The sequence below is a fragment of the Priestia sp. 53B2 genome (assembly GCF_056099005.1).
This window is the reverse complement of the sequence record NZ_JBLZXA010000008.1, coordinates 220,301-244,324: the sequence shown is the minus strand read 5'-3', so window position 1 is coordinate 244,324 and position 24,024 is coordinate 220,301. Positions and strand designations below refer to the sequence as shown.

The window sequence follows — 24,024 nt, the reverse complement described above, 5'->3', positions numbered from 1 at the left end:
GAATGCGCATGAAGGACAACTATGTCTTTTATAAGCGTATTTTAGGTCTTGCTTTTTTTATGACATACAAAAAGGAGGAAGTAAGATGGACGTAAAAGAAATTGCTAAAAAGCTTGTTCCGCTTTTAGGAGGAAAAGAAAATATTGCTAGTGCGCAGCACTGTGCTACGCGTTTGCGCCTCGTTATTCGAGATGAAAGCAAAATCGATCAAAAAGGTTTAGATGAAATAGAAGATGTAAAAGGGGCTTTTTCAAATTCAGGACAGTTTCAAATCATTTTTGGAACCGGTCTCGTTAATAAAATTCACGCTGCTTTTGTTAAAGAATTAGGCGCTGAAGAGGCTGCTGTCCCAGTGGATCATCAAGAAGAAATGAAAAAGAAAATGAACCCATTTGCTCGCTTTGCCCGCATGCTTTCCAATATTTTTGTTCCGATTATTCCAGCTATTGTAGCCAGTGGTTTATTAATGGGGCTGCTCGGGATGATGAAAGCGTTCCACTGGGTCTCAGAAGATAGCGCGTTGTTTGTGTTGTTAGATATGTTCTCAGGCGCAGCATTTATCATTTTACCGATTTTAATCGGGTTTTCAGCTGCAAAAGAATTTGGTTCAAATCCTTATCTGGGAGCGGTTATTGGAGGGATCTTGACGCATCCGATGTTATTAAATCCGTGGACATTAGCAGATGCTAAGCCAGAATATATGGATTTGTTTGGCTTAAGTATTCCGCTGATTGGCTATCAAGGTACGGTCGTTCCGATTTTATTGGCTATCTACGTCATGAGCAAAATTGAAAAGGGACTCCGGAAAATTGTGCCGAATTCGGTTGATTTACTTGTTACGCCTTTTTTAACTGTTATTATCACAGGCTTTGTGTCACTTGTGTTTATTGGTCCTTTCGGTCGCTATATTGGAGATTTAATTTCGATCAGCCTTCAGTCTCTATACGATGTAGCCGGAGTGTTTGCAGGAATTTTGTTTGGTGGCTTATATTCGACCATTGTATTAACAGGCTTGCAGCATAGTTTTCATGCTATTGAAGCAGGACTGCTTGCTAATCCGAAGATTGGCGTTAACTTCTTACTTCCTATTTGGGCCTGCGCGAACGTGGCGCAAGGAGGAGCAGGGCTGGCTGTTTACTTTAAAACGAAAAATGCCAAAACGAAAAAAATTGCGATTCCAGCGGCTATTTCTTCCTTCTTAGGAATTACAGAACCGATTATTTTCGGTGTCAACTTAAGACTTCGCAAGCCATTTATTGCTGCGGCTATAGGCGGAGCAGCCGGGGGAGGCTACGTTGTACTTATGCACGTAGTAGCCAATGCCTACGGACTCACAGGTATTCCAATGATGGCCATTGCTGCACCGCTTGGTATGAGCAATTTAATTCACTATATAATCGGTATGATTATTTCTGTAGGTGTAGCATTCGGCGTTACGTGGTTCATGAAACTAAAAGAAGACTGAGAACCAGCGGTAAGCATACGAGAATAGAGAATGGTATTAGATTTGCTCATCATATTTTATGGTGAGCAAATTTTGTGTCGTAAATATGAAACTTTTTAAAAAGTAATACGTAGAACAGTCAAAGAGATAAGTTGATGTTGTGTAACAAGAACGTAAATGCTACACTACATATATTGGATTGTACTATTATAGTCAGAAAGAGAGCTGGCACATGGAATTTTATCACGATCTTTTTCTATATGCGCCGTATTTATCTGCTTTCGTTTTATACATCCTTTGTTATTATATGCTTCGTGAAGCTAGGTTTACGGCTTTTCATGCGGAACCTGTCACCGACCATGTGAATGCAGGGATTGATCCTTCAGTATTAACAATATGGAAAAGACGAAATGTATTTATACATGTGTATAGAAAAACACCAGTTAAAGAGAAGAATAATGATGAAGAAGATCCTTTCCTTCTGAAAAACACTTCATACATTTAGTCATTATTAGGAGGAAAGAATATGAAAAGAAATAAAAAATTATTATTGCTTGGTTTAATGGGAGCGCTTCTTTTAGCTCTAGCCGGCTGTAGCAGTACAAAAACACCGGTCACGGCTACAAGCGGCGGATTCTGGGATCATTATTTTGTTTACCCTTTATCTATGGCATTAACGAAAATTGCTGAGTGGGCAGGAGGAAGCTATGGTCTGTCTATTATTATTGCGACGGTTATCATTCGTTTAGTTCTATTGCCGCTTATTTTAAAACAGCAAAAGAGCACGATGGCTATGCAAGCACTTCGTCCAGAGATGGAAAAGATTCAAAAGAAATATGCTGGTAAAAAAGATCCTGAAACACAGCAAAAGCAGCAAAAAGAAATGATGCAGCTTTACCAAACGCATAAAATTAATCCGGTTGGTGGATGTTTGCCAATCTTTATTCAAATGCCTATTATTATCGCATTTTATAATGCCATTGCACGAACGCATGAAATTGCACAGCATTCATTCTTATGGGTAAGTTTAGGAAAGCCAGATCCTTACTTCATTTTACCCGTAGTTGCAGCGATTACGACATTCTTACAAATTCGTGTAAGTATGACGGATGAAATTCAACCTCCAATGAAAATGATGATGAACATTATGCCAATCTTCATCTTAGTAGCAGGAATTTCACTTCCATCTGCTCTTGCATTATATTGGGTAATTGGTAACTTATTCGGAATTGGACAAGGTTACTACTTGAAAAAACGTATGAGTTTATTAAAAGAAAAAGATGCGGCTAACAATACAGCACAAGCTAAAACAAAGCCATCACCAAAATCTAAGTCAAAATCATAATATACAAAAAGCGCAGCTATTCGCTGCGCTTTTTTATTTTTTAAAAAGAGGCTGGGACAAAAGTAGTTTAGCCGAAGTGAAAAACGAACCATTGATCAAAATGTTTGATTAGCGGTTTGTTTTTTTGTTATGGCGAACGGAAATTTCATCTATTTCGTTGCTTCTAGCAGTTGAATGGAGGACTAGACGAAGTCTTGCACGGAAATCAACTGCGGTGTCAAAAGAGGTTCAGCTCATGTATCCCATTTGTTCGTCTTTCGATTAAATTCATTTCGTTATGTCTCAACCTCTTTTATTTTTTTAAAAATGTGATGAGATGAGGAGATTTGTGTAACGCTATAAAAAAAAGACAGGAGTGAACATGGTGAAAAAAATAGCGTTATGTCTGCTTTTTCTTATGTTGTTCCCTATGCAAATAAATGCTGCCAATACAGTGAAAGTCAGTTTTATACGGCAAGGAAACCTATGGGTATATGATAACGGTACCGAAAGGCAGTTATCCTATGCCCGTCATGCCTCTATGCCTCAATGGTCATCACATGGAGATATAGTTGCTTATTCAGAAAATGATTCTTTAATGATTGCACCGTTAAAAGGAAAACCGCTACTTGTTGAACATGATGTGACTCATTATCAATGGTCACCGGTTGCTGAGGAACTTGCGTATATTTCGAATGGAATCTTAGTATATTACAACGTTAAAACGCATGAAAAGAAGCGTGTAGCCGTAGGAGTTGATCAGTTTTCATGGTTTCCAGAAGGAGATCGATTTTTAATTACGTCAGCTGCTGCGCTAGCGCCCACGGGATGGGGACCGGTAAAGCTATATACAGTGAGCAAATATGCAGGGTTAGATGTAAAAAAAGTGGAGGCTTTTACGACGCTCCCAGCAGAAAATGATTCGTTTTTTGCGTATACAACAAGCAGCTTCAAATGGTCTCCTAACGGTCAATGGATTAGTTTTATTGCTATTCCAACGGCTTCGATGTCTGCAGATGCAAATAAGCTGTGCATCATTACAAAAGAAGGGAAAGCTTTTCAAGTAGTGGGAGATATGCTTAATGTACCTAATTGGTTTAAGTGGAGTAATGAAGAGCAAGTACTGGCATTTATTAATGGGGAAGGAAGGTTTGCCACTGAAAATAAAAAGTTCACTTTAAAAGAGATGCCGGTTTTTAAAGAACATGTGTTTACTCCAAAAGGCTTCGCAGATTGGGATTTTACTTGGACAGAAAAAGATAACATCATCATTTCACGTGTGCCCGAAGCAGGGTGGTCGAATGATGAAAAAAAGAGGCCACTGCCTTTTTTGTATAGCATGAACGTAAAGACCAATAAGCAAAGTCAGTTCACATTTCCACAAAAAGGCTTAGGAGATTATGCGCCTGTTTATCATAAAGCAACCAATCAAACGATGTGGATTCGTACAAATCGAAAACAAGCAAATCTTTTAACACGCGTAAAAGATATGAAAAATGATAAGGTGCTTATTTCAGGATTAGACCTGCCGGGAAATTATTATGAGCTGTATCGGTGGAATGAAGTATTTAGCGTGTACAACCCTTAATAGCTAATTAAAACATAAGAAACTAAGGTGAAAAAATGAATATACGATTGTTGGTAAAAGAAGACGCTGGCGTGTACTTTGAACTCCGTCTTCGTGCTTTAAAAGATCATCCCGAAAGTTTTATTTTAAGTTATGAGGAAGAATATGAAAAAGAAATTGCTGATATCCGAAATTATTTTCCAAGCAGCCAATCAGAATTTGTAGTAGGAGCTTTTATGGAAAAACAGCTCGTGGGGATCGTAGGGTTTCAGCAGCAAAAGCCTTTAAAAGTTCAGCATAAAGGAGATATTTGGGGGATGTACGTAGCCCCTGAAGCAAGGGGGAAAGGTCTTGGAAAGAAGCTGTTAAAAATGGCTGTTGAACAAGCTTTTTCAAAAACAGATGTTTTGCAAATCTACCTGGCCGTCGCTGCTAAAAATGAAGGAGCAAAAGCCCTATACAAAAGCCTCGGTTTTACTTCTTATGCGTATGAAAAAAGAGCTCTTCAAGTAGATGGTGAATTTATCGATGAAGAGCATATGGTATTGTCTATGAAAAGCCTTTGATCATATCAAAGGCTTTTTTGTGCGGGAAAAATTTAGCTGAAACGTATAGAGATGGAAGCACATTCCCCATAAATATGCTATGATTTAACATATAGGATTATGGAGAGGCGAGGCAGCAGATGGAAAAACTGATTGAATTAAAAAATGTTGCAAAAATATACAAAAAACATACCGTATTAGAAAACATTCACACGACCCTTTATAAAGGAGAGACTGTCGCGATTGTTGGAAAAAACGGTGCGGGAAAAAGTACGTTTTTAAAGCTAATTGGCGGATTATCTAAACCGACTAAAGGGACAATTCACCTTCATAAAGAAACCGGTACGCCTGGATTTGTGGTGGAACAATTTCCTCAGGAGCTGCGTTTTACGCTAGCAGGTTATTTGCAACACATGGGACGAATTCAAGGATTGTCTAAGAAAAAGCGCAGCTCTAGAATTGAAGAACTGCTCGAAACTTTCGAAATGGTAGAGTTTAGACATGAAGAAATCATTTCTTTTTCAAAAGGAATGAAGCAAAAAGTCAACATGATGCAAGCACTGCTGAGTTCTTCTAAGCTGCTATTGCTTGATGAACCTCTATCAGGATTAGATGCTCGTGCTCAGCTAGAAGTAGAACGGATTTTTACAAAGCTCAAAGAACGAGGGATGACCATTGTATTTACGTGTCATGAAGAAAGGCTCATTCATGCTGTAGCCGATCGTGTTATCACCATTGGCTCACAGCGCATTTTAAAAAATGAGCGCGTTCAACTCATTGAGCATTTAACGGTTATTGAGGCAAATGTCATTCTCAATAAGCCGCTTCGTTTATTAAAAGAAAAGTGCACGAAAATTGAACAGCACGGAAACTACTGGATTTTTTATATAGATAAAAAATATGTAAACGAGTTTCTTGCAGAATTGCTTGCTGTTCAAGCTGAAGTTGTAAAGCTATATCATATGGAAAGGGAAGAAATTTAAGATGAGTGCATTGATTCGCTATCATTTTATTACATACATTAAATCGTATCGATATATTCCGCCGCTTGCACTTTATATTATTTCGCTGTGTATGAACTATACATATAGACCGAACCCGGTGCTTGATAGCTTTTTTAATACAGCACTTTTCCTCTTTTTTCTAACCACTTGGTTTACGATGTCGCTGTTTCACGCGGAAGATTCCAGTCAAGAAGTTATTACAAAACTTCATGTAGGGAAAAAGAACAAGTACTTTATGAGCAAGCTTATTACCTGTATGCTGCTGTTTACGTTTTTATCAGCGGTTTCTATTGCTTATCCCGTGCTGCTTGATATGTTTGAAGTGGATATATCCACTAAGCAAATGGTGTTTGGGTTTATTATTCACTGGACGTTTAGTTTGCTTGGTATGAGCATAGGTCTTGTTTTTACAAGAGATGTTGTAAGAGAAGGCAGCTTATCGTGGTTTGGACCTCTATTTATTTTAATCGTTACGCTTGCAGCGGCAGGTGTCTCATTTCCGTATCAAGGAGGCGGACTGCTGCTGTATGTATTGCCACCCGTATCTGCAATCATTCAATTTATTAACGAAGGATTAAACAAATTTTTGGTGTTTGGCTGGGCTTTGCTTTATGCCATAGCATTAATTAGCCTGTACTTGTGGAGAGCGAATAGAAGAGATGTATAAAGAATAAACACTTGCCGCGGCAAGTGTTTATTTATTATGAAGCACGTTATAAAGACGATCCGGGTAATTAGTAAACATACCGGTTACGCCCCACTCGATAAGCGTTCTCATTTTCTTTTCGTCATTTACTGTATAAGGATGAACGTCTAAATCGTACGAGCGAGCTTTTTGTACATATGGTTTTGTCAGCGTGTTTGCGTTCGGACCGATGCCGTTCGCGTACGTTTTGATTTGTCTGAACTGCTGATCTGTTAACATATTGGTTTGCTTAGAACGAATCAGTTGAATTAGTTTCATAGTAGGTCGGTATCGATGGACGGTTTTTAAGCTTTCAGGACTAAATGATTGTACAATGACGTGATTGGTATGAATGTTGTACTTAGCCATCAGCGTCAACAATTCCTTTTCCATACCTGGATATTCATGAGGAGATTTTGTTTCAATATAATAGTTTGTTCGATTGCCAAACGTACGGAATATTTCTTCTAAAGTTGGAATGACGGCTTTTTTATTACCTTTTCCTGCGTTCAAACGCTGAAGCTGCTTCACTGTATACTGTTTTACATATCCTGTTCCATTTGTCGTTCGGTCAACTTTGTAGTCATGAATTGCTACAAGCTGCTGATCTTTAGACATGTGAAGATCAAGTTCAATGTAATCCGCTTTTTGCTGGACGGCCGCGAGATAAGATTGCATCGTATGCTCTGGCTCATACCCTGATGCGCCTCGATGAGCAATAATGGCTACTTTTTCTGCTTGAATAGAAGCTGCCTGCGTATGTATAAACATAAAAATGCCGCATAAACAAAGAGTGAGTGAGCTTACAAACCACCATTTTCGTCTCATATCAAAACTCCTTTTTATTGAGGGGTCGTGCATTAGTTTACTAGTGAGATGTTGTGTTCATATTAAGGCTGTGTAAATATTTAAATAAAACGAACCAGTATGTAATTAAAAGTAATAAACGCCGATGTTTAGTGAGAAACATCGGCTGTTTTTTCCGGGCGAAGGCTTGTATAAATAACGAGCCTTTGCTCATGAGTTTTCTGTGTATGATCAAACGTTCCCGTACAGGTGATTAAATTAAGCTGGTGTTGAAAAGTTGGACCGAAAATCTCTCTGATAGGAGCAGAATCTCGGGGATAAGAAGCTTTATTGGTAACAACAAAGGTCAGCTGATCCCCTTGCTGATCGGTTACAAAAATTTCATCTCCTTTTGTGAGCTTGTCGAGATGATAGAAGATAGCCGGTCCTTTTTGATCATCAACATGTCCTGCAATGACCGCATTTCCTTCCTCTCCGGGTCTTGCTCCAAGCTTAAACCAAGCTACATCATGACCATTATCAGGAACGCTCATTTCACCTTGGTTAGTAAGGCCCATTCCTTTTATAAAAGCCTTGATATGAAGCTTCGGAATAATAAGCTGAGATGGAAGAGGCGTAGAAGCAGTTCCTGAAGCTTTCAAGGATTGAGCCGATTTTGTTTCAGCCAACTTCACAACAAAATCCGTCGAGCCGTTTGCAATTGCTGATTGGGCAAACCAGCTGCTCATGAATAGTATAAAAGAAAAGGTGAAAACCCCTCCTATCCATTTCATTCGCTTTCGTATCCTCTGTGACGACGAACAACAAATATAGCGACTGCTCCAATTCCTAATAAAGTAAGAACCGGCACAATTGAATTATAATTATCCTGTGAAGCACCGCCCATACCTGTTTTTGGCATTTCGGAAGGCATAGCCGTATTATCTTTTAATAAAAGCGTTTCAAGACTGTCGGCTTTGTTAATAGCGAGCACTGTGTAGAGCGTGTTGGCTTCTAAATTAAGGTTTGGAATGTCCAGTACTTTTTTATTGTCTTGACTAGTTGTAATGGTCAAATCATAGGTTCCGGCATGTACTTCAGAATAATTTGTCATTTGTTTAAAAGCAGTGTTTTTAAACAAAGTAGGGCCGTGATTAATACCTACATTAACAGCGGGAGCATCTGGAGAAAAGTGAGCAATTCGGATTTTACTCTTTCCTTTAGCTACGTTCATATCATCTTGAGCTACTTTTAATTCTAAGTGTGCAACTTGGTTAATAGCAGCAAGGGTATAGGCTTTGTTTGCTTCGACGGTTATATTGGTGGAAATGACAGGTTTTTCTTTTCCTTTTGTACCTATGGCATATACCTCTACTTTATGAGACCCCGCAGGTACCTTAAGGTAATCTGTCACATCTTTAAACGATGCGCCGACTACGATGCTTTGATTGTCGACATATATATCTACTTCAGGTGCATCAGGTGACGCATGCACAACTCGTATCATCGCCTCCTGCACAGCTGCAGAAGTGAAATTATCTGAAAAAGCTAGCAATAAAACTGCGAGTAAAGAAGCAGCAATAATCTTTACACGGTTCATAACGTTTTACTCTCCTTTTAATCTAAGTTTGTCCTGTTAGTCCCGTATGAAAAGTGGTGGGCATGCATTCACTTTTGAACGTACTCGGGCATTTATTCATTTGTTATCATCTGCAATTTTATCCAATATATTCATAATTTATTTCATTAGATGAAATTTTTGTAAAAGAGCAGGTAAATAGTTTGAATTTTGTGATAATATTAAAATAGGGGGTTTGGTTAGTAGTTGATGTCTCTATCACAAAAGGAGGGGAAGTTATGTGCTGCAAACGAATCATGAAATAAAAAAGGTTGTTCATCGTTCGCTATCAGCTAAAATGATTGTAAAGCGCATGCTGTTTATTTTAGTGGGAGCCCTTTTAATGGCCGTCGGGCTAGAATTTTTTCTTGTCCCTAATGAGGTTATTGACGGTGGAATTGTAGGTATATCTATTATTTTATCCCACTTAACGGATGTTCAAATCGGCTTTTATATCTTCGTATTAAATCTTCCATTCTTTTTTATTGGCTACAAGCAAATTGGAAAAACATTTGCGCTATCTACGCTTTTAGGTGTTATCATTCTATCCATTGCTACCTCTATTTTTCACGACTTACCGGTCTTAACAGGTGACCCTCTTTTAGCCACTGTGTTTGGAGGAATTGTTCTCGGTGTGGGAGTAGGAATTGTTATTCGGTACGGAGGTTCGCTAGACGGCACCGAGATATTAGCTATTTTATTTAATAAGCGTACGCCTTTCTCCGTAGGTGAGACGATTATGTTTTTTAATTTATTTATTTTGGGAAGTGCCGGTTTTGTATTTGGCTGGGATCGCGCTATGTATTCTTTAATGGCTTACTTCATTGCTTTTAAAACGATTGATATTGTGATTCAAGGGTTAGATGAGTCTAAGTCAGCTTGGATTATCAGCGAACAATATGAACAAATTGGCGAAGCAATTCTTGCTCGTTTAGGGAGAGGCGTCACGTATTTAAATGGGGAAGGGGCGTATACGGGAGATGATAAAAAAGTCATTTTTTGTGTTATTACCAGACTTGAAGAAGCAAAGCTAAAAGCGATTATCGATGAGATAGATCCATCTGCTTTTTTTGCTGTAGCGGCTATTGCTGAAGTCAGAGGAGGAAGGTTTAAGAAACGGGATATTCATTAATGAAAGTTGTCTACTAATGAGACTGCCCCTTATATAGCTTACAGCAGAATTTTTAGCTTTCTCTGCTTGTTCCATTATTTGTAACGGTTTGTGTCACTTTTGCTGCTTCATGCATATTGAGCCCCTCTTTTTTCTTGTATGTCTTTGAAACAAACATGTAAAATGTCTAAAAGATATAAAAAGAGTACATAGTAAAAAAACAGAAAGAGCGAGTGACATGAAAAAAACGTTAAAAATAGTAGGAGTCGGTCTTGCCGTTCTTGTTGCAGTAACCGTGGCTTTTTTTGTCATATGGTCAAGTTTTGATTATGAACCTTCAAAGCAGCTTCACTCACTAGTAGATGAGAAAAAAGTAGTGAAGAAAGACGATTATTACGTATTCAAGCCTCAAACGAACAAAGAGATAAAAGCTGGCTATATTATTTATCAAGGTGCTAAAGTAGAGCCGTTAGCATATGGCTATTATGCTAAGCAAATTGAAAATGAAGGATATCTTGTTGCTGTGGTAGATTCTCCGTTTAATATGAGTTTTTTTAGTCAAAACAAAGCGACAGATATTGTGAAGAGCTATCCAAAGATTTCCGCATGGTTTATCGGAGGGCATTCCCTTGGAGGAGTGAGTGCAGCCTCTTATGCGTATGATCATCAAAATTCAATAAAAGGCTTAGTTCTTTTAGCATCGTATCCAATGAATAAAAATAATTTTTCAACTTCCACTTATCCTATTTTGTCTTTAACCGGTGAGAAAGATGGTTTGTCGACCCCTGAAAAAATTAAAGAAACCAAGCATTTACTTTCAAAAAATACGGAGCTGGTCCAAGTAAAAGGAGCTAATCATGCACAGTTTGGGATGTACGGTAAACAAAAAGGAGACAACAAAGCGAGTATTTCTCCTAAAGAGCAGCAGGATGAGCTAGTAAAAAGAACGGTCAAGTGGTTAAATAGTCAAATGAAAAAGTCCATCAGTAACTAACTGATGGACTTTTTTTCTTTTTTTGGAAATAATACTCGAAAAAATAACCAACTAGTTATATAGTTAGTTGCATGAGTAACGAACCACTTAAGTGAGGTAGTCAAAATGAAACAATCATTAGATCATCAGCGACCAATTTTTCAACAAATCAAAGAAACCATCGAAGAGAATATTTTGAATGATGCTTTTCCAGAAGAAGAAAGAGTACCCTCTACGAATGAATTTGCCAAAATGTATCGCATTAACCCTGCAACAGCAGCTAAAGGAATTAATCAGCTAGTTGACCACGGAATACTGTATAAAAAGAGAGGGATAGGGATGTTTGTATGTGCAGGCGCCAAAGAAGTATTGCTTACACAAAGAAAAGAATAATTTTATAACCGTTTTATCGTTCCGCTGAAAAAAGAAGCACAGCATTTAGGAATTACGGTAACCGAGTTAAAAGAGCTGTTAGACAAGGGGGAAATAAAATGAATATAGAAGCGCAGCTGTTAAATAAATGCTATGGATCTAAACAAGTGTTAAAAGACATTTCACTTACGCTATCACAAAATAAAATATACGGGTTGCTAGGTAGAAACGGAGCGGGCAAAACGACTCTGATGCAAATTGTAGCCGGACATATTCCAGCTACGACAGGAGAGTTAAAAGTGGGGAATCAATCTCCATTTGAAAACCGCTCTGTTTTGCAAAACATCTGCTTAATTAACGAAAGCGGAAATTTTAAAAAAACATTAAAAGTCAAAGACGTGCTAAAAATTGCGTCACTTTTTTATCCTTATTGGAGCGAAGAAGCTGCTGAGAGGCTTATGGAAGAGTTCGATTTAAATTGTAATATGAAAGTGAAAGCATTATCTAAAGGTATGGAATCAGCATTAGGAATTATTGTTGGGCTATCTTCTCGAACGAGCATCACAATCTTTGATGAACCTTATATTGGACTTGATGCTGCGATGTGAGCGCGTTTTTATGAGCTTTTATTGGATGAATATGAAAAAGGAAAGCAAGTAATCCATGAACAAGTATTCGGAGGAGAGAAAAAAATAGTGCTCTTTAATGAAGATATTTATGCTGAGGAGCTTGTCGACAGTTCATTTCATGTAGAAGCTGTTCACATACAGGATATTATGATTTATCTTACAGCAAATCGTGGAGGTGTAGCGTAATGAAAGGACAGTTTGCCGCCATTAGTTATTCGCTCTACGTTGAACTAAAGTATTTAATGATTCGCTTTTGGACGATTCTGTTAGCTTTTGTTGTAGTAGATATTTTAGTGTTCAGTCAGGTGAATGAGCATCTTCTATTAGTAACAAGTATGCCGCAGTACATCTTTTCAGGTATTGTAAGTTTTATTATCATTCGAAAAAGTTTTTCCTTTTGCTTGAAATTAGGAGCTACTCGTAAAGCATATCTTTTAACGATGACCTGTGTTTTTACTTTATTTGCAATTATAATGTCCCTTATCAATGTTGTCATCATGAGCATTTCAATAAAGGTGATTAATAGTTCGAATTTAATGAATGTTCAGATTTATTATGCGAGCGATTTTATCTTTCATGACCCTACTGTCGCTGTTCACTTTTTAACGGATGCTGTATTTATCTTTTTTATTACAGCAGCAGCGTGTTTGCTCGGCAGCATCGTTTACAAATTCGGGCAAACAGGAGGGATGGTCACCGGTGCTGTTTTAATTTTACTGTTTACCATTCCAGTGACAAAAGAACCGGTTATTCATTTTATAAAAAGCTTTTCGAACGGGTCGTTGTTACTTACATTTGGAACAATGGTTATCGTAAGCTTTTTATTCTTTCTTATCAACTGGCTGTTTTAAAAAAAAGCGTCTCCTGTCCATCAAGCCTAATAAAAAAGCAATCATTCCTTTACTGAATGATTGCTTTTTTATTGTACTTTTTTAGAGCAAGCTGCATCAATATCTAGAATCCAGTCGTGAAACTTTTGCTGAAGAAGTTGAAGAGAAGACTGATTGTTCGATACAATGTCCAGTCCGCGCTCGTCGTATAGGTGGAAGATGGTTTCTTTATTCAAATTCACAATGTAACACTCTTCTTCAATAGCCGGATGAATATGAAGATCGCGGTTGGCAATTGATTGCAAAAGAAGCTTTTCTTTCACATCATTTGTTTTACAGGCAATAATATACTCAGCGTTATTTAATAATGCTACGGATTGAACTTCTTGTTTCTTCAGGCGAGAGCGAATGAATTTTTTAATAGCTGTTTCTTTTTTCTTTTTTAAAAGTAAATCATCTTGTGCAGCATTCGCTTTGAAAACAAGTAACAGCTCATCATTTTTTTCATGGAGTGTCTCAAAAATTTCATAAGCGCGTGCGTACACATTTTTCATGTATTCTCGTTCCCATACGCCTTTTTGATTGGTAAGCGTAAAGCGGATACCTGCGGGCGCGTTATAAAAAAGAGGTCTTTTCATTTGAACATTTGGAAACATTGTTGTTAAGTATGATTGAAGCCGCATTGTAGTCATACGCAACACCTCATTTAGTTTAGTCCTGACTTAATATGTTGAGTTTAGTCTATCACGTGATTAGCTAAATTTGTAAAGAAGTAATGTTATTTAATCAAAAGGTAACCAAACTGTTATATTTTGTTGATTTTGCATTATTTCTTTACACAACCTTTTCGGATGAACAGGTTTTTTCATACGCCTGTCGTATTACTTAACGTAGTAACGACGTGAAGAAAGGATGATATACGGTGAAAAAACAGCTTGTTCTTATTTCAATTATTACAGCTGCTTTCTTTGTGCTCATTTTTCACAAAACGATCTTTCAAGAAGGTAATCCTCTTCCCATTGCATGGAGTATTGTAAAATTAAAATCTTCCGGTGAAGATGTTGTTCAAATATCCGATAAGCCTAAAAGGTATCTCATTCATTCAGATGACTACTTAACGTTTATTAAACAAATGAAAAAGAAGAAAGTGAATTTTCAATATCAAGATGATAAAAAATTTTATTTTAATAACGACAATGAACGCCAGCTGTTTGTCAGCAAAAACTATACCGATAAGTTCACGATTATGGAACTAAAGAAAAAAGAGCTGACTGAAGCTGGCGTTGAGTAATAAGAGCTAATCCCTGCCCTGTGTCCCAAAATCTTTAATTTGAACATGAACATGATAGTCGATGGTCGACTGGCTAAATATTTCATCCCATTCATGCTGATGTTTTTTCCAAAAATGAGGATAATGAATTCGTACGTAATCATGCAGGTCAATCACATCAGCTTTGTAGTTGTTTTGCAGTAAGCGTAGTGTTTTTTCTGCGTCTTTTCGAATGATTTTTTCTATTTTGTTTTCGGTGTTCTTTACATTAGATGCGGCAAGAGCCTGTTTTGAAGTCTCCCAATCTTCTGATAGCCTGCCGCTTGTTTGAACGTTGATATCAAAATGAACGGAGTGATTTGAATCAATGCGGGCCTTCACATCTTGCTGAACATCTCCAATTTCATAGGAAAAGGGGTATGATCTGTGTTTGCCGTAAATAATTCCGCCTTTAATATTCCCCGTTAACCACGTTAAAGCCTCCACTTGGTGCTGAGTTAAGATGAATTTTGCTTTTTTATCTTTTATGATCGCCGCACCGTCTAGTTCCACGCTATTTTTAATTTTAGAAATCCGCTGTATTAAAAAGCTTTGATCGGTTTTTAACTTGGCTGATAACTCTCCCATTGTTAGGGGATTTAAAATTTTATTCGTTTTGAATTTATTGTAAACAAGCTCGTAAATTAAGTTGACTGGTGGTACAGACATTCCTTGAATCGTTAAAACGTTTTTAGCATCGCCTTTTGTAACAAACGCAAGGCTGCTGCGCCGTATTTCATTATCACGGACAAACTGATTAATAAGCGCATCTAGAGGGATGGTCTTGCTCGCTTTTTCTCCTATTAAAAGTGCTCGCTGATGCTGACTGTATATAGGATCAGATTTCAGCGAAATATTTCGCGTGATTTCATGAATAGTAGGACCAGCTGTTGTAATGTTCTTGTATGGAATAGAAGAAGACATATTTCCGGATTCCGTTTCGGTTAGCGTTTGATGAGTCAGCACAAGCTGATTTTTTCCTGTTTTTGGTTCGATTTTCGGTGTGATATCCATTGCCACTCCTATAACCAGAGCAAGTTGTTCAATATTTCGATGGCTCATACAGCCGCATAATAAAAAAATGGTCATCATGACAGGAAGATATTTTTTCGTCATTTGAACACAACCTTTTTTATTTTCATTAACATGCTGAAAAAAAGAGGGATAACTAAAAATGTCACTAAAAATGCCCAGCCTAGTACCGTTGAAAAATGCGACACGTCGCTTGCTGTTTTGGGCGCTAAAGAGCTCATAAATAAAACGGGTACAAGAAAGATAATATTGGTAGTGGATCGGTTTTTGAAAATTTTTTTAAAGCCTGAAACAGCTAAAAAGAAATACATTACAAAGGTTAAAAAAAACTGAAGAAGCCAGACAATAAGTAAAAATAATTCAAGCCTCTCAAAGAAAATTCCTTTTACTTCATGTGTCTGAACAAATTCAATCGTAGGCCAAACGGTTGTTTTTACCTCCGGAACGGATAAAGCGCCGACAACTAATACGTAAGTGATAATATATAAAAGTAAAGGAATGGAAAATCCGATGATGGAAACTTTTCGTAAATGATTTTTGTTTTTCATATGCTTGGGTAGAAATACAATGGTTTCAATCCCTAAAAAGGAAACAGAGACGGTTGTAAAAGCAGAAAGAAGCGGACTGAAGCCATCAGCTAACACAGGCTGCAAGTTTTTTAAATCCACCATTCCAATGCTAAGAAGATATAAGATAAGAAGAATAATGACCGTTACAGGGAAACATAGCGCCATTACTTTTCCGATAGAATCAATACCGCCAGTGATTAAATAGACGCCTGTCAAAATAAATGAAAGGATAATTAATTCAATGGGCATCGTTTCCAGTAAATAAAAATGAATCATTTCTGCCATAGCTCTTACTTCGAAACTTGCTACAGATGTGAAATAAACGACCATAGCGAAATTGAATATATTCCCAATCAGCTTGCCGGTTGCTTCCTGTGTGAAATCAAACATACAGCTAATCGTAAAATACTTAACCATCCAGACTAAAAAAAGAACAATTCCAATAAACAAAAGGCCATCCATAATAAGTACAATCCATCCATCTGCATTATTTGTCTGGTTTGTAATACTGCTTGGGAGCGTTAATAAACCGACGCCAAGCATGGTTGAAGAAATAATTGATATGGCATAAAAATCTGAAAGAAGCTTGCTTGATTGTGACTGTGATTGTGATTGTTCCATATGGTCCTCCTTTTGTCAGTTTTGTTGAGATTTATTTTTAGACTGTTTTAGGCTTTTGTTTGGAAGACGAATATAAGAGTCTTTCCATGCTTTTTTATTTAATGCAAAAAACGGTTTGAAGTAGGCCATACCAAAACTTTCGAGTTTGGTTAGATGAATGACGAGAACAAGAAAAAACATGGTAACTCCGTATAATCCAAAGATTGCTGCAATCATCATAGATACGAAACGCAAAATTCGAAACGAAAGGCCAATTCCGTACTGAGGAACGGTAAAGGAAGCAATTGCCGACACAGATACAACAATAATCATAACGGAACTAACGATATGGGCTTCTACCGCTGCTTGACCAATCACAACCCCGCCTACAAGTCCAACTGTTTGTCCGACAGGAGTTGGGAGACGCAGACCGGCTTCGCGCAATAATTCAAGCGTCACTTCCATAACCACTGCTTCGATAAAAGGAGAAAAAGGAACGTTTTCTCGTGTGGCCGCAATAGTAATAGCTAGCTCAGTCGGAAGCAGGCCTTGGTTAAACGAAACGAGTGAAATATAAATAGCTGAAAAGAATAGGGTAATAAAAATAGACAAGTACCTTAGTAATCTTAGCAATGAACCAGCTATCCATCTTTCGTAATAATCATCGGGTGATTTCATAATCATATCGAAAGTTGTAGGCACTAAAAGAGCAAAAGGAGAGCCATCTACTAAAATGGCTACTCGCCCTTCATTCACCGCAGCGAGAACACGATCCGGTCTTTCGGTATTTTGTACTTGAGGGAACGGTGAGTAAGGTGCTTCTTCTAAAAATTCTTCAATCATTCCTGAGTCTTGAATGTTATCTAAAGGAATGTCTAATAATTTCTCTCGGACTTGATTCACGATGTGAGTTTGACAGTGTTTATTATGAAAAACGATACTGGTTCGATGTTCCTTTGCATTTCCAATATAAATGTCTTCAATAACCATTTCTTCTTCGGTAGAACGCTGCCTTAAAAGACCAAGGTTTTCATCTAAGTTTTCGATAAGAGCAATTTTAGGGCCACGCACTACTTTTTCTGTTGTAGGTTCACTTAAAGAGCGCTGTTTCGTCATAGACATATTTAATGAGTATGCCGTGGTGCTTTCGCTAATAAACAGCAAGGGCTGACCTTTAAAAAAACACGAGATCGCTTGCTTGTAGGTATAAACTTCTTTGTCTTTAATGACAGAAATAAACGAATCGATGTCATCGAGTGTTTGCGTTTCACTTTTTGCTTTTGTCTCAACAACATGCTGAGTAAGATTATCAAGTTTTTCTCCGTCGACTAATCCTTGGAGATAAATAATGCATATATATTTTGTGGGAGACAGCCATAATTTTTTGGAACCAACATCTGTATTTTGACCCACCAAATCTAGAAACGTTTGAACGGTGTAGTCTGCATTGGGCTGAAATTTTGAATCGAGCATAAATAAACTCACCGCCTGTTGTATTAATGAGCTTAGTGTTTACGATGTAAAAACGAGTTATGCGAAAAATGTGGAAGAATAGAAAAGATATGTTATGGTAAAGAAAAGAGGTGATGGTATGCTACATTCATTTACGTTAAAAACGAATAAGCGTGACGAAATGATTGACGTTACGAGTCAGGTGCAGGCAGTACTAAGAACAGAAGGATTAAAAGAAGGGGCTGTAGTTGTTTACTGTCCTCATACAACCGCTGGTATAACAATTAATGAAAATGCGGATCCGGATGTAAAAACCGATATGATCCGGCGCTTCGATGAAGTATATCCTTGGGAACATAAGTTAGATCTTCATATGGAAGGAAATACGGCGGCGCATCTCAAAGCGAGCACGGTCGGCTCCTCACAGCATATAATCGTTCACGATGGGCAACTGCTGCTAGGAACGTGGCAAGGAGTTTATTTTTGCGAGTTTGATGGACCTAGGACTCGTACGTATTATGTAAAAATTTTATCCCCACAATAACTTTTTTTCATACGTCATTGTCCAACTTTTTTCTGAAAATTGTTATAAAACAAAGTTAATTTAATATAAATGTTATATAACAGTTAAAGGGAGAGATTGAACAATGGAAAAGATAGGTGCAGAACAAGAAACAGTAAAAAAAGAAAATGAAAAAACAAATTTTACATGGGTGGAAGAATACCCAACCATTTTAGACATTGTCAATGAGTATTACAGTACGTGTCGATAAAATGGGGAAGGCCGGAACAAAAGTATTTCAGTTGAAGGAGGATCCGAACGATGAATCGTTCGGATTTTTTATTGTGATGGTGAACGCAGGTTTACTGTATGTAGCTATGTCTCAGTATCTTTTTTATAAAAAAAGATATAATAGTAGCAATTTTCTTAAAAGGTTTAATATAATAAATATTAGGAAACTGAATTATATGAAATAAAGATAAAACGCATCGTTTCATACTATTTCCTTTTTTACCGGTAGTATAGCCTTGAAGAAAAAGCTTCATTTGATATACTAACTATACGCTTAGTCTTTAAGATAAAGATGAAGATTCATTGTCAATGTTACACGCAGTGAATGAGCTGCCTTTGCTTGGCGAAAACGTCGTACAAACAAAGACAGATAGCGAATTGTTTTGGGTGCGTTCATTTAGTTCAAAACAGGGAGGCGATTAGTCTATGTTACTTGTACGTATGGCCATGATTGGTTTCTTTTCATTAACAGCCATATCATTGTTTTCTTTTCAGTCCGTTGAAATTATCCATGCCATTATGGACTTTTTCTCATCAGCTGATAAGTACTAAAAACTTTATCTTTTTTAAATAAAAAGCGGATAACCCCTAGGAGGCTATCCGTCAAAAACCGCCCAAAAGGCGGTTTTTTTATGCTTATAGCTGTGCTAACAAACGCACTGCATTCATTCTCTGATGACAAAGTCCACGTGTTTTTTTTAGCTCAACATTCGTTAAAATAAGTATTTACGTACTGTTCAAACTGAAGCCAATCGTCCACGCGAGGGACATTTACTTCTTCGTTATACGGGTAGCTCATGGCAACAGCATGGCGACCTGTAGCTTGAAAAGCCTTCAAATTATGCGGTGCATCATCAAATAGCAAGTCTCCGTATATTTTATCTTTTTGGTGTGTAAACACGATATTGTACTTTCCGATAAACGGAAGGTGTTTTTCAACCCACTGCTCTTTTTCTGTATAAGCATAGGTACGGCTGCTTGTGACAATTAAAATGGAAAACCTTTCATAAAGTCGTTTGAGAACCTCAACAGCATGAGGCAGAGGTTTTAAATGTAAAAAAAGCCCCGGCTGATCGAGGTAGTCATAAATTTTTGTGCCGCATTCCGGCTTTACATACTTTTCTGATTCCCAGCATTTTAACTTTTCAACCGATAAGCTGTCGCAATAATCTTTGTTATATTGGTTATGCCAATCCGTCATAAGATCACAAATGACAGAATCCATGTCAATTAAAAGGGTGTGCATTTATTCAACTTCCTTTACAGTATTCATCTACACGCTTGGTTTTGCAATGTAATGTGCTGCTTCTACTATACCAAATCTTTTACATGCATAAAAAGAGCAAGCCGCATCAAAATCGCACAGCTTGCTCTTTTTATAGAAACTACATTCTTTTAGCACCTAAATAGCGTTTGCTCCAATAGCTTTCTTTCAGAGAAGAGATGCTCACACCTTTAGATGAAGAGCAGTGAAGAAACTGGTTATTTCCTAAATAAATTCCTGCATGAGAAGGCCCTTTTGTATAGGTTTGGAAGAACACAATATCTCCAGCTTTTGGACTTGAGACGCGCGTTCCTTTTTGATAAATTTGAGCTACTGTTCGAGGAAGCTGAACCCCGCCGCCGTGTTTGAACGCATAGCCAATAAAACCGCTGCAGTCAAAGCCGCTTGGCGTTGTTCCGCCCCAGCGATATCGAACGCCCATATACTGTTTTCCTTTGTTAATCACTGCGTTAGGGTTATAGCGCGCTGAGCTAGAAGGCGATTTGCCCTTTGCTGAAACGCCTAGTTTAGCATACGTTCCTTTTCCAACAATACCATCTGCTGCTATTCCATTTTTGCGCTGAAATGATTTTACAGCAGAAGTTGTAACAGTCCCAAAGTATGTAGTTGTATTCCCTTTAAAATAACCTTTATTTTTCAACGTTTGTTGTAGTTGTTTAACATCTTGGTGATTCATGCCTTGGCGAAGCGTTTGGTCGCCTAGAGCCGCTTGGCTGACAATCGGGCTAGTAGAAACAATAACGCCAGCAAGCGTAAGAGCTGCTATTAATTTTTTCATAAAACTAGTACCCCCTGAAAATTTTTCCTGATTTGAGTAAATTCATCATATCATCTTTCGACAGGGATCTACGTTACAATTTCATTACATATATGAAAAAAATGAAATATAAAGGTGAATATAGTCTTATAAAAGCTGTAACTAAAAGGGTTCTTTAGATGTGCAATATTGCTAGAAAAACTTTGAATATTTGACGGTAAATAACTAAAAGATATGAAAAAGTATGTACATTTAAAATTTAACAAAGAAATATGTTGTGAATTACTACACAAAAAGTTCGAACTCGGGTAAAATGTAGAACTATAATATAGTAGTCATGTATGTGACTTTGATGAGGTGAAAGTAATGAAAAGAATAGGTGTATTAACAAGCGGCGGAGATTCTCCAGGTATGAATCCTGCGGTTCGTGCTGTTGTGCGTAAAGCAATTCATGAAGGTATGGAAGTTTACGGTATCTATCAAGGATATCAAGGGTTAATAGAAGGAAATATTAAAAAGCTAGAAGTTGGAGATGTTGGTGACATCATTCAACGCGGCGGAACTATGCTTTATTCTGCAAGATGTCCAGAATTCAAAACAGAAGAAGGGCGTTTAAAAGGTATTGAAAACCTTAAGAAGCACGGTATTGAAGGCTTAGTAGTTATTGGTGGAGACGGATCATATATGGGAGCTGTAAAACTAACAGAGCTTGGTTTCCCTTGTATCGGTATCCCAGGAACAATTGATAACGACATTCCAGGAACAGATTTTACATTAGGATTTGATACGGCTCTTCATACGGTTATCGATGCAATTGATAAAATCCGTGATACGGCGACTTCTCATGAACGTACGTTTATTATTGAAGTTATGGGTCGTAATGCAGGAGACATTGCTCTTTGGTCAGGTCTTGCTGGCGGTGCGGAAACAATCCTTATCCCAGAAGCAAAAGATGAGTTCCAAGAAATGGTTGATCGTTTGAGAAAAGGACAAGAGCGCGGTAAAAAGCACAGCATTATCGTAGTAGCTGAAGGCGTAGCCAATGGTAACGAAGTAGCGAAGCAGCTTCATGAAGCTGCAGGTATTGAAACGCGTGTAACAGTATTAGGACACATTCAGCGCGGTGGTTCCCCAACTGCTCAAGATCGTGTGCTAGGAAGCCGTTTCGGCGGTCGTGCAGTCGAGCTTCTGCTAGAAGGTAAAGGCGGTCGTGCAATCGGTATCCGTAAAAATGAAATTGTAGATTATGATATTATGGAAATTTTAGGTGAACCTCACCATATCAATGCTGATATGTACCGTTTATCTAAAGAGCTTTCAATCTAATCACAGTGTTGCTGAGGCGAAACTTCTTATATTGAAGGAGTTTCGTCTTTTTTTGATTGCATCCCTGTCCCTTCGCAGTGTTTGCATGTTTTCATGTAACCGATACCAGGAATAACGGCTAGCTTTCCGAGTCCTTTGCAGAAAGTGCAAATTAATTCAAAACCAAACATGGTTCCATCCCCTCTGTATAAGTTTTCTTTCAGTTTATCATAAAAGTAGACAAATAATTTTAAAAATTATAGAAATAATCAAAAAAATGATTACATTTGAACAGCGAGTGATATAGTAAAGAGAGAAGACCATTTTACAAAAGAGGAGAGGAAGCATGATGTTTAAACGAATTTTACTTGCCTCAGATGGCTCAGAGCATGCAGCTAAAGCAACAGAAAAAGCCGTCCAGCTGGCTCAGCTGACGGAAAACAGTTTTATTCAAGTTATTTATGCAGTAGAGGGTGATTCAAGATTAAAATCACTTAGCCGCGACGAGGAACGGGAAAGTCGGATACATACAACAGATGAAATTTTAAAGCAAGGAAACGTGGAGTATGAGATTACGTTTATGCATGGAGACGCGGCTAAAACAGTGATTCAATTTGCTAATCAAAATTCATTTGACCTTGTAGTAATAGGAAGCAGAGGGTTAAATCCTGTAAAAGGCATGCTGCTTGGAAGCGTAAGTTCTAAGATTGCCCAGCAAGTAACGATTCCTGTGCTAATTGTTAAATAGGAGAGAAATGCAATGTTAAAACAGTACAAAGAATTAAAACAGCTCATTGATGATGCTAAACACATTTGTTTTTTTACGGGAGCAGGAATGAGCACAGAGTCGGGCATACCTGACTTTCGCTCTCAAAACGGCTTATATCGCCAAAACAAAAGCTTTGTGGACATAGTAGCTGCTGACTTTTATGAACAGTATCCTCATGAATTTTGGCCGCTGTTTAAAGAAATTTTTCATATTAAAATGCTGCATCAGTATAAAGCAAATACGGGCCATCGCTTTATTGCTGAACTAGAAGAAGCCAAAACCGTGCATGTGATTACGCAAAATATTGATGGCTTGCATCAAGATGCAGGAAGCACGAACGTTTTTGAAATTCATGGGTCCATTAAGAGAGCTCATTGTCCGAGCTGTAAAAAAGAGTATGACTTAGCGTATTTAAATCAGTCAGCTCTCCCACAATGTACAGCGTGTGAGCGCCTTTTAAAGCCAAATGTTGTTCTCTTTGGAGATGCCATTCATCAGTTCGATGAAGCAGTTACAGCAGCGCTGTCATCTGATTTATTCATCGTGCTTGGTTCATCGCTTGAAGTAGCACCGATTAATCAGATTCCGCTGCTTGTAAGCCGGTACAATCATACAAACATGGTGATGATTAATAAAGAACCTACGCACTACGATTATTTGTTTGATTTGGTTATCTATGATTCCATTGGACAAGTGGTCGCAAATTTATAAGCGTCTATGTATGGACATAGCGCTTTTTTAGCATTTAGTGATAAAGTGTAGGGATGTATCATATGGTGTAGTACATCATCCATTCGCTAATGGATAGAAGGGATGTTTTTGCATATGAGTGTAGGCTTGAGAGTTTGTCTCTTCGTTGTTGGTATTGCACTCAAAGTGACAGCTGTTTTGACTTTGATTTTTGAAATGAATCTTGTCCCTATTTACGGAAGGAGTCTCACTTATTATGCTGAAGCGATAGGTATGAAACTCCCCATTATCTGTTTTGTCCTTGGTTTTTTTTGTGTAGCAGCAAGCTTTTATTTACCTGCTAAAAATTGCCGCACCAGTAAATAGCAAGGGCAGGAGACTAACTAAAACGTTTGACTGCAAAGTTTTTAACATTTAAAATAAAGTCAATAAGTTTAAAAAGAAATAGGATAATTATTCCTTATTCTTTTTAGATATACGGAAATAGAGGTGATTGGATGGGGCAGTGTACCACGTTGGCGAAGTAGCATTATATGCACCAGTGTCAAAGCGTACAATACAGTATTATATAAACC

General features: G+C 37.7%; 28 protein-coding genes and 2 pseudogenes. 20 read left to right on the top strand and 10 right to left on the bottom strand.

What is annotated here, in order from left to right; genetic code table 11:
- Nucleotides 1–85: 85 nt before the first annotated feature.
- The 7 genes from ACN6NE_RS04640 (at nt 86) to ACN6NE_RS04610 (ending at nt 6,551) form a co-directional block, all read left to right on the top strand.
- The gene (locus ACN6NE_RS04640; RefSeq protein ID WP_129704294.1) at nt 86–1,465 is read left to right on the top strand and encodes a sucrose-specific PTS transporter subunit IIBC; all 1,380 of its coding nucleotides are present in this window, start codon (nt 86–88) and stop codon (nt 1,463–1,465) included.
- A 211-nt stretch (nt 1,466–1,676) separates the two neighbouring features.
- Nucleotides 1,677–1,949, top strand: coding sequence for a hypothetical protein (locus tag ACN6NE_RS04635; RefSeq protein WP_013058702.1), 273 nt, complete (start codon nt 1,677–1,679; stop codon nt 1,947–1,949).
- A gap of 21 nt (nt 1,950–1,970) precedes the next feature.
- Nucleotides 1,971–2,789, top strand: a complete 819-nt coding sequence (gene yidC / locus ACN6NE_RS04630; protein WP_013058701.1) for a membrane protein insertase YidC — start codon at nt 1,971–1,973, stop codon at nt 2,787–2,789.
- Between the two features lie 361 nt (nt 2,790–3,150).
- Nucleotides 3,151–4,356 (top strand): TolB family protein, encoded by a 1,206-nt coding sequence (locus ACN6NE_RS04625; RefSeq protein WP_129704292.1) that lies wholly within the window; start codon nt 3,151–3,153, stop codon nt 4,354–4,356.
- Between the two features lie 35 nt (nt 4,357–4,391).
- On the top strand, nt 4,392–4,901 hold the full coding sequence (locus ACN6NE_RS04620; protein ID WP_129704290.1) for a GNAT family N-acetyltransferase: 510 nt from the start codon (nt 4,392–4,394) through the stop codon (nt 4,899–4,901).
- 119 nt (nt 4,902–5,020) lie between these two features.
- A complete protein-coding gene (locus tag ACN6NE_RS04615; RefSeq protein WP_129704288.1) occupies nt 5,021–5,863 on the top strand; it encodes an ATP-binding cassette domain-containing protein in 843 nt (280 codons plus the stop codon).
- A gap of 1 nt (nt 5,864) precedes the next feature.
- Complete coding sequence (locus ACN6NE_RS04610) at nt 5,865–6,551, top strand: ABC transporter permease (RefSeq protein WP_474324717.1); 687 nt, start codon at nt 5,865–5,867, stop codon at nt 6,549–6,551.
- Between the two features lie 27 nt (nt 6,552–6,578).
- On the opposite strand, the gene ACN6NE_RS04605 is transcribed toward ACN6NE_RS04610, so the two are convergent.
- The 3 genes from ACN6NE_RS04605 to ACN6NE_RS04595 all read right to left on the bottom strand — a co-directional run bounded on the left by ACN6NE_RS04605 (nt 6,579) and on the right by ACN6NE_RS04595 (nt 8,955).
- Nucleotides 6,579–7,397, bottom strand: a complete 819-nt coding sequence (locus ACN6NE_RS04605; protein WP_129704284.1) for a glycerophosphodiester phosphodiesterase family protein — start codon at nt 7,395–7,397, stop codon at nt 6,579–6,581.
- 128 nt (nt 7,398–7,525) lie between these two features.
- Nucleotides 7,526–8,149: a class F sortase gene (locus ACN6NE_RS04600; protein ID WP_129704282.1), complete on the bottom strand. Its 624-nt coding sequence runs from the start codon at nt 8,147–8,149 to the stop codon at nt 7,526–7,528.
- A complete protein-coding gene (locus tag ACN6NE_RS04595) occupies nt 8,146–8,955 on the bottom strand; it encodes a DUF4397 domain-containing protein (RefSeq protein WP_129704280.1) in 810 nt (269 codons plus the stop codon). Before ACN6NE_RS04595 ends, ACN6NE_RS04600 begins: the two co-directional genes overlap by 4 nt.
- A gap of 259 nt (nt 8,956–9,214) precedes the next feature.
- Between ACN6NE_RS04595 and ACN6NE_RS04590 the strand changes: the two genes are divergently transcribed.
- From ACN6NE_RS04590 to ACN6NE_RS04570, 5 genes and pseudogenes are all read left to right on the top strand, one after another.
- The gene (locus ACN6NE_RS04590) at nt 9,215–10,105 is read left to right on the top strand and encodes a YitT family protein (protein ID WP_013058693.1); all 891 of its coding nucleotides are present in this window, start codon (nt 9,215–9,217) and stop codon (nt 10,103–10,105) included.
- A 217-nt stretch (nt 10,106–10,322) separates the two neighbouring features.
- Nucleotides 10,323–11,078, top strand: coding sequence for an alpha/beta family hydrolase (locus tag ACN6NE_RS04585; RefSeq protein WP_474324715.1), 756 nt, complete (start codon nt 10,323–10,325; stop codon nt 11,076–11,078).
- A gap of 105 nt (nt 11,079–11,183) precedes the next feature.
- Nucleotides 11,184–11,552, top strand: a pseudogene (locus tag ACN6NE_RS04580) (GntR family transcriptional regulator).
- Nucleotides 11,549–12,244, top strand: a pseudogene (locus tag ACN6NE_RS04575) (ATP-binding cassette domain-containing protein). The pseudogenes ACN6NE_RS04580 and ACN6NE_RS04575 overlap by 4 nt, the downstream one beginning before the upstream one ends.
- A complete protein-coding gene (locus tag ACN6NE_RS04570) occupies nt 12,244–12,909 on the top strand; it encodes a hypothetical protein (protein ID WP_474324714.1) in 666 nt (221 codons plus the stop codon). Before ACN6NE_RS04575 ends, ACN6NE_RS04570 begins: the two are co-directional and overlap by 1 nt.
- 68 nt (nt 12,910–12,977) lie before the next feature.
- On the opposite strand, the gene ACN6NE_RS04565 is transcribed toward ACN6NE_RS04570, so the two are convergent.
- Nucleotides 12,978–13,580 carry a DUF3885 domain-containing protein gene (locus tag ACN6NE_RS04565; RefSeq protein WP_013058688.1) on the bottom strand — a complete coding sequence of 201 codons (603 nt, stop codon included), beginning with the start codon at nt 13,578–13,580 and terminating at the stop codon, nt 12,978–12,980.
- 230 nt (nt 13,581–13,810) lie between these two features.
- On the opposite strand from ACN6NE_RS04565, the gene ACN6NE_RS04560 reads away from it, so the two are divergent.
- A complete protein-coding gene (locus ACN6NE_RS04560) occupies nt 13,811–14,179 on the top strand; it encodes a hypothetical protein (RefSeq protein ID WP_013084654.1) in 369 nt (122 codons plus the stop codon).
- Between the two features lie 6 nt (nt 14,180–14,185).
- Here the strand turns inward: ACN6NE_RS04560 and ACN6NE_RS04555 are convergent, their stop codons facing one another.
- From ACN6NE_RS04555 to ACN6NE_RS04545, 3 genes are read right to left on the bottom strand one after another with little or no spacing between them, the layout of a single operon-like run.
- A complete protein-coding gene (locus ACN6NE_RS04555; RefSeq protein ID WP_129704274.1) occupies nt 14,186–15,313 on the bottom strand; it encodes a Ger(x)C family spore germination protein in 1,128 nt (375 codons plus the stop codon).
- Nucleotides 15,310–16,419 carry a GerAB/ArcD/ProY family transporter gene (locus tag ACN6NE_RS04550; RefSeq protein ID WP_129704272.1) on the bottom strand — a complete coding sequence of 370 codons (1,110 nt, stop codon included), beginning with the start codon at nt 16,417–16,419 and terminating at the stop codon, nt 15,310–15,312. Before ACN6NE_RS04550 ends, ACN6NE_RS04555 begins: the two co-directional genes overlap by 4 nt.
- A 15-nt stretch (nt 16,420–16,434) precedes the next feature.
- Nucleotides 16,435–17,871 carry a spore germination protein gene (locus ACN6NE_RS04545; RefSeq protein WP_129704270.1) on the bottom strand — a complete coding sequence of 479 codons (1,437 nt, stop codon included), beginning with the start codon at nt 17,869–17,871 and terminating at the stop codon, nt 16,435–16,437.
- 118 nt (nt 17,872–17,989) lie between these two features.
- Here ACN6NE_RS04545 and ACN6NE_RS04540 point away from each other — a divergent pair, with 118 nt between their 5' ends.
- The 3 genes from ACN6NE_RS04540 to ACN6NE_RS04530 all read left to right on the top strand — a co-directional run bounded on the left by ACN6NE_RS04540 (nt 17,990) and on the right by ACN6NE_RS04530 (nt 19,195).
- Nucleotides 17,990–18,394 (top strand): secondary thiamine-phosphate synthase enzyme YjbQ, encoded by a 405-nt coding sequence (locus ACN6NE_RS04540; protein ID WP_057242966.1) that lies wholly within the window; start codon nt 17,990–17,992, stop codon nt 18,392–18,394.
- Between the two features lie 103 nt (nt 18,395–18,497).
- The gene (locus ACN6NE_RS04535) at nt 18,498–18,623 is read left to right on the top strand and encodes a hypothetical protein (RefSeq protein WP_016765283.1); all 126 of its coding nucleotides are present in this window, start codon (nt 18,498–18,500) and stop codon (nt 18,621–18,623) included.
- Nucleotides 18,624–19,069: 446 nt separating this feature from the next.
- On the top strand, nt 19,070–19,195 hold the full coding sequence (locus ACN6NE_RS04530; protein ID WP_013058681.1) for a hypothetical protein: 126 nt from the start codon (nt 19,070–19,072) through the stop codon (nt 19,193–19,195).
- A 151-nt stretch (nt 19,196–19,346) separates the two neighbouring features.
- Here the strand turns inward: ACN6NE_RS04530 and ACN6NE_RS04525 are convergent, their stop codons facing one another.
- Nucleotides 19,347–19,889, bottom strand: coding sequence for a 5' nucleotidase, NT5C type (locus tag ACN6NE_RS04525; RefSeq protein ID WP_057242965.1), 543 nt, complete (start codon nt 19,887–19,889; stop codon nt 19,347–19,349).
- A gap of 139 nt (nt 19,890–20,028) precedes the next feature.
- Complete coding sequence (locus ACN6NE_RS04520) at nt 20,029–20,706, bottom strand: C40 family peptidase (RefSeq protein ID WP_129704268.1); 678 nt, start codon at nt 20,704–20,706, stop codon at nt 20,029–20,031.
- 345 nt (nt 20,707–21,051) lie between these two features.
- Between ACN6NE_RS04520 and pfkA the strand changes: the two genes are divergently transcribed.
- Nucleotides 21,052–22,011, top strand: a complete 960-nt coding sequence (pfkA, locus tag ACN6NE_RS04515; RefSeq protein WP_013058678.1) for a 6-phosphofructokinase — start codon at nt 21,052–21,054, stop codon at nt 22,009–22,011.
- A 26-nt stretch (nt 22,012–22,037) separates the two neighbouring features.
- Here the strand turns inward: pfkA and ACN6NE_RS04510 are convergent, their stop codons facing one another.
- Entirely contained in the window at nt 22,038–22,181 is a 144-nt protein-coding gene (locus tag ACN6NE_RS04510; RefSeq protein ID WP_013058677.1) for a hypothetical protein, read from the bottom strand.
- A gap of 155 nt (nt 22,182–22,336) precedes the next feature.
- Here ACN6NE_RS04510 and ACN6NE_RS04505 point away from each other — a divergent pair, with 155 nt between their 5' ends.
- The 3 genes from ACN6NE_RS04505 (at nt 22,337) to ACN6NE_RS04495 (ending at nt 23,815) form a co-directional block, all read left to right on the top strand.
- Nucleotides 22,337–22,738, top strand: a complete 402-nt coding sequence (locus ACN6NE_RS04505; protein ID WP_240702435.1) for a universal stress protein — start codon at nt 22,337–22,339, stop codon at nt 22,736–22,738.
- Nucleotides 22,739–22,750: 12 nt separating this feature from the next.
- Nucleotides 22,751–23,470, top strand: a complete 720-nt coding sequence (locus ACN6NE_RS04500; RefSeq protein WP_129704266.1) for an NAD-dependent protein deacylase — start codon at nt 22,751–22,753, stop codon at nt 23,468–23,470.
- A 114-nt stretch (nt 23,471–23,584) separates the two neighbouring features.
- Nucleotides 23,585–23,815 carry a YuzI family membrane protein gene (locus ACN6NE_RS04495; protein ID WP_129704264.1) on the top strand — a complete coding sequence of 77 codons (231 nt, stop codon included), beginning with the start codon at nt 23,585–23,587 and terminating at the stop codon, nt 23,813–23,815.
- Nucleotides 23,816–24,024 lie beyond the last annotated feature (209 nt).

Excerpts from the sequence above, each read along its gene's own strand:
- ACN6NE_RS04525 (WP_057242965.1), bottom strand. The coding sequence starts at position 19,889 with ATGCACACCCTTTTAATTGACATGGATTCTGTCATTTGTGATCTTATG.
- ACN6NE_RS04565 (WP_013058688.1), bottom strand. The coding sequence starts at position 13,580 with ATGACTACAATGCGGCTTCAATCATACTTAACAACAATGTTTCCAAAT.
- yidC (WP_013058701.1), top strand. The coding sequence starts at position 1,971 with ATGAAAAGAAATAAAAAATTATTATTGCTTGGTTTAATGGGAGCGCTT.
- ACN6NE_RS04550 (WP_129704272.1), bottom strand. The coding sequence starts at position 16,419 with ATGGAACAATCACAATCACAGTCACAATCAAGCAAGCTTCTTTCAGAT.
- ACN6NE_RS04535 (WP_016765283.1), top strand. The coding sequence starts at position 18,498 with ATGGAAAAGATAGGTGCAGAACAAGAAACAGTAAAAAAAGAAAATGAA.
- ACN6NE_RS04585 (WP_474324715.1), top strand. The coding sequence starts at position 10,323 with ATGAAAAAAACGTTAAAAATAGTAGGAGTCGGTCTTGCCGTTCTTGTT.
- ACN6NE_RS04625 (WP_129704292.1), top strand. The coding sequence starts at position 3,151 with ATGGTGAAAAAAATAGCGTTATGTCTGCTTTTTCTTATGTTGTTCCCT.
- ACN6NE_RS04500 (WP_129704266.1), top strand. The coding sequence starts at position 22,751 with ATGTTAAAACAGTACAAAGAATTAAAACAGCTCATTGATGATGCTAAA.
- ACN6NE_RS04605 (WP_129704284.1), bottom strand. The coding sequence starts at position 7,397 with ATGAGACGAAAATGGTGGTTTGTAAGCTCACTCACTCTTTGTTTATGC.
- ACN6NE_RS04615 (WP_129704288.1), top strand. The coding sequence starts at position 5,021 with ATGGAAAAACTGATTGAATTAAAAAATGTTGCAAAAATATACAAAAAA.
- ACN6NE_RS04600 (WP_129704282.1), bottom strand. The coding sequence starts at position 8,149 with ATGAAATGGATAGGAGGGGTTTTCACCTTTTCTTTTATACTATTCATG.
- ACN6NE_RS04520 (WP_129704268.1), bottom strand. The coding sequence starts at position 20,706 with ATGAAAAAATTAATAGCAGCTCTTACGCTTGCTGGCGTTATTGTTTCT.
- ACN6NE_RS04545 (WP_129704270.1), bottom strand. The coding sequence starts at position 17,871 with ATGCTCGATTCAAAATTTCAGCCCAATGCAGACTACACCGTTCAAACG.
- ACN6NE_RS04495 (WP_129704264.1), top strand. The coding sequence starts at position 23,585 with ATGAGTGTAGGCTTGAGAGTTTGTCTCTTCGTTGTTGGTATTGCACTC.
- ACN6NE_RS04530 (WP_013058681.1), top strand. The coding sequence starts at position 19,070 with ATGTTACTTGTACGTATGGCCATGATTGGTTTCTTTTCATTAACAGCC.
- ACN6NE_RS04620 (WP_129704290.1), top strand. The coding sequence starts at position 4,392 with ATGAATATACGATTGTTGGTAAAAGAAGACGCTGGCGTGTACTTTGAA.
- ACN6NE_RS04640 (WP_129704294.1), top strand. The coding sequence starts at position 86 with ATGGACGTAAAAGAAATTGCTAAAAAGCTTGTTCCGCTTTTAGGAGGA.
- ACN6NE_RS04510 (WP_013058677.1), bottom strand. The coding sequence starts at position 22,181 with ATGTTTGGTTTTGAATTAATTTGCACTTTCTGCAAAGGACTCGGAAAG.
- ACN6NE_RS04505 (WP_240702435.1), top strand. The coding sequence starts at position 22,337 with ATGATGTTTAAACGAATTTTACTTGCCTCAGATGGCTCAGAGCATGCA.
- ACN6NE_RS04540 (WP_057242966.1), top strand. The coding sequence starts at position 17,990 with ATGCTACATTCATTTACGTTAAAAACGAATAAGCGTGACGAAATGATT.
- ACN6NE_RS04610 (WP_474324717.1), top strand. The coding sequence starts at position 5,865 with ATGAGTGCATTGATTCGCTATCATTTTATTACATACATTAAATCGTAT.
- ACN6NE_RS04635 (WP_013058702.1), top strand. The coding sequence starts at position 1,677 with ATGGAATTTTATCACGATCTTTTTCTATATGCGCCGTATTTATCTGCT.
- pfkA (WP_013058678.1), top strand. The coding sequence starts at position 21,052 with ATGAAAAGAATAGGTGTATTAACAAGCGGCGGAGATTCTCCAGGTATG.
- ACN6NE_RS04570 (WP_474324714.1), top strand. The coding sequence starts at position 12,244 with ATGAAAGGACAGTTTGCCGCCATTAGTTATTCGCTCTACGTTGAACTA.
- ACN6NE_RS04555 (WP_129704274.1), bottom strand. The coding sequence starts at position 15,313 with ATGACGAAAAAATATCTTCCTGTCATGATGACCATTTTTTTATTATGC.
- ACN6NE_RS04595 (WP_129704280.1), bottom strand. The coding sequence starts at position 8,955 with ATGAACCGTGTAAAGATTATTGCTGCTTCTTTACTCGCAGTTTTATTG.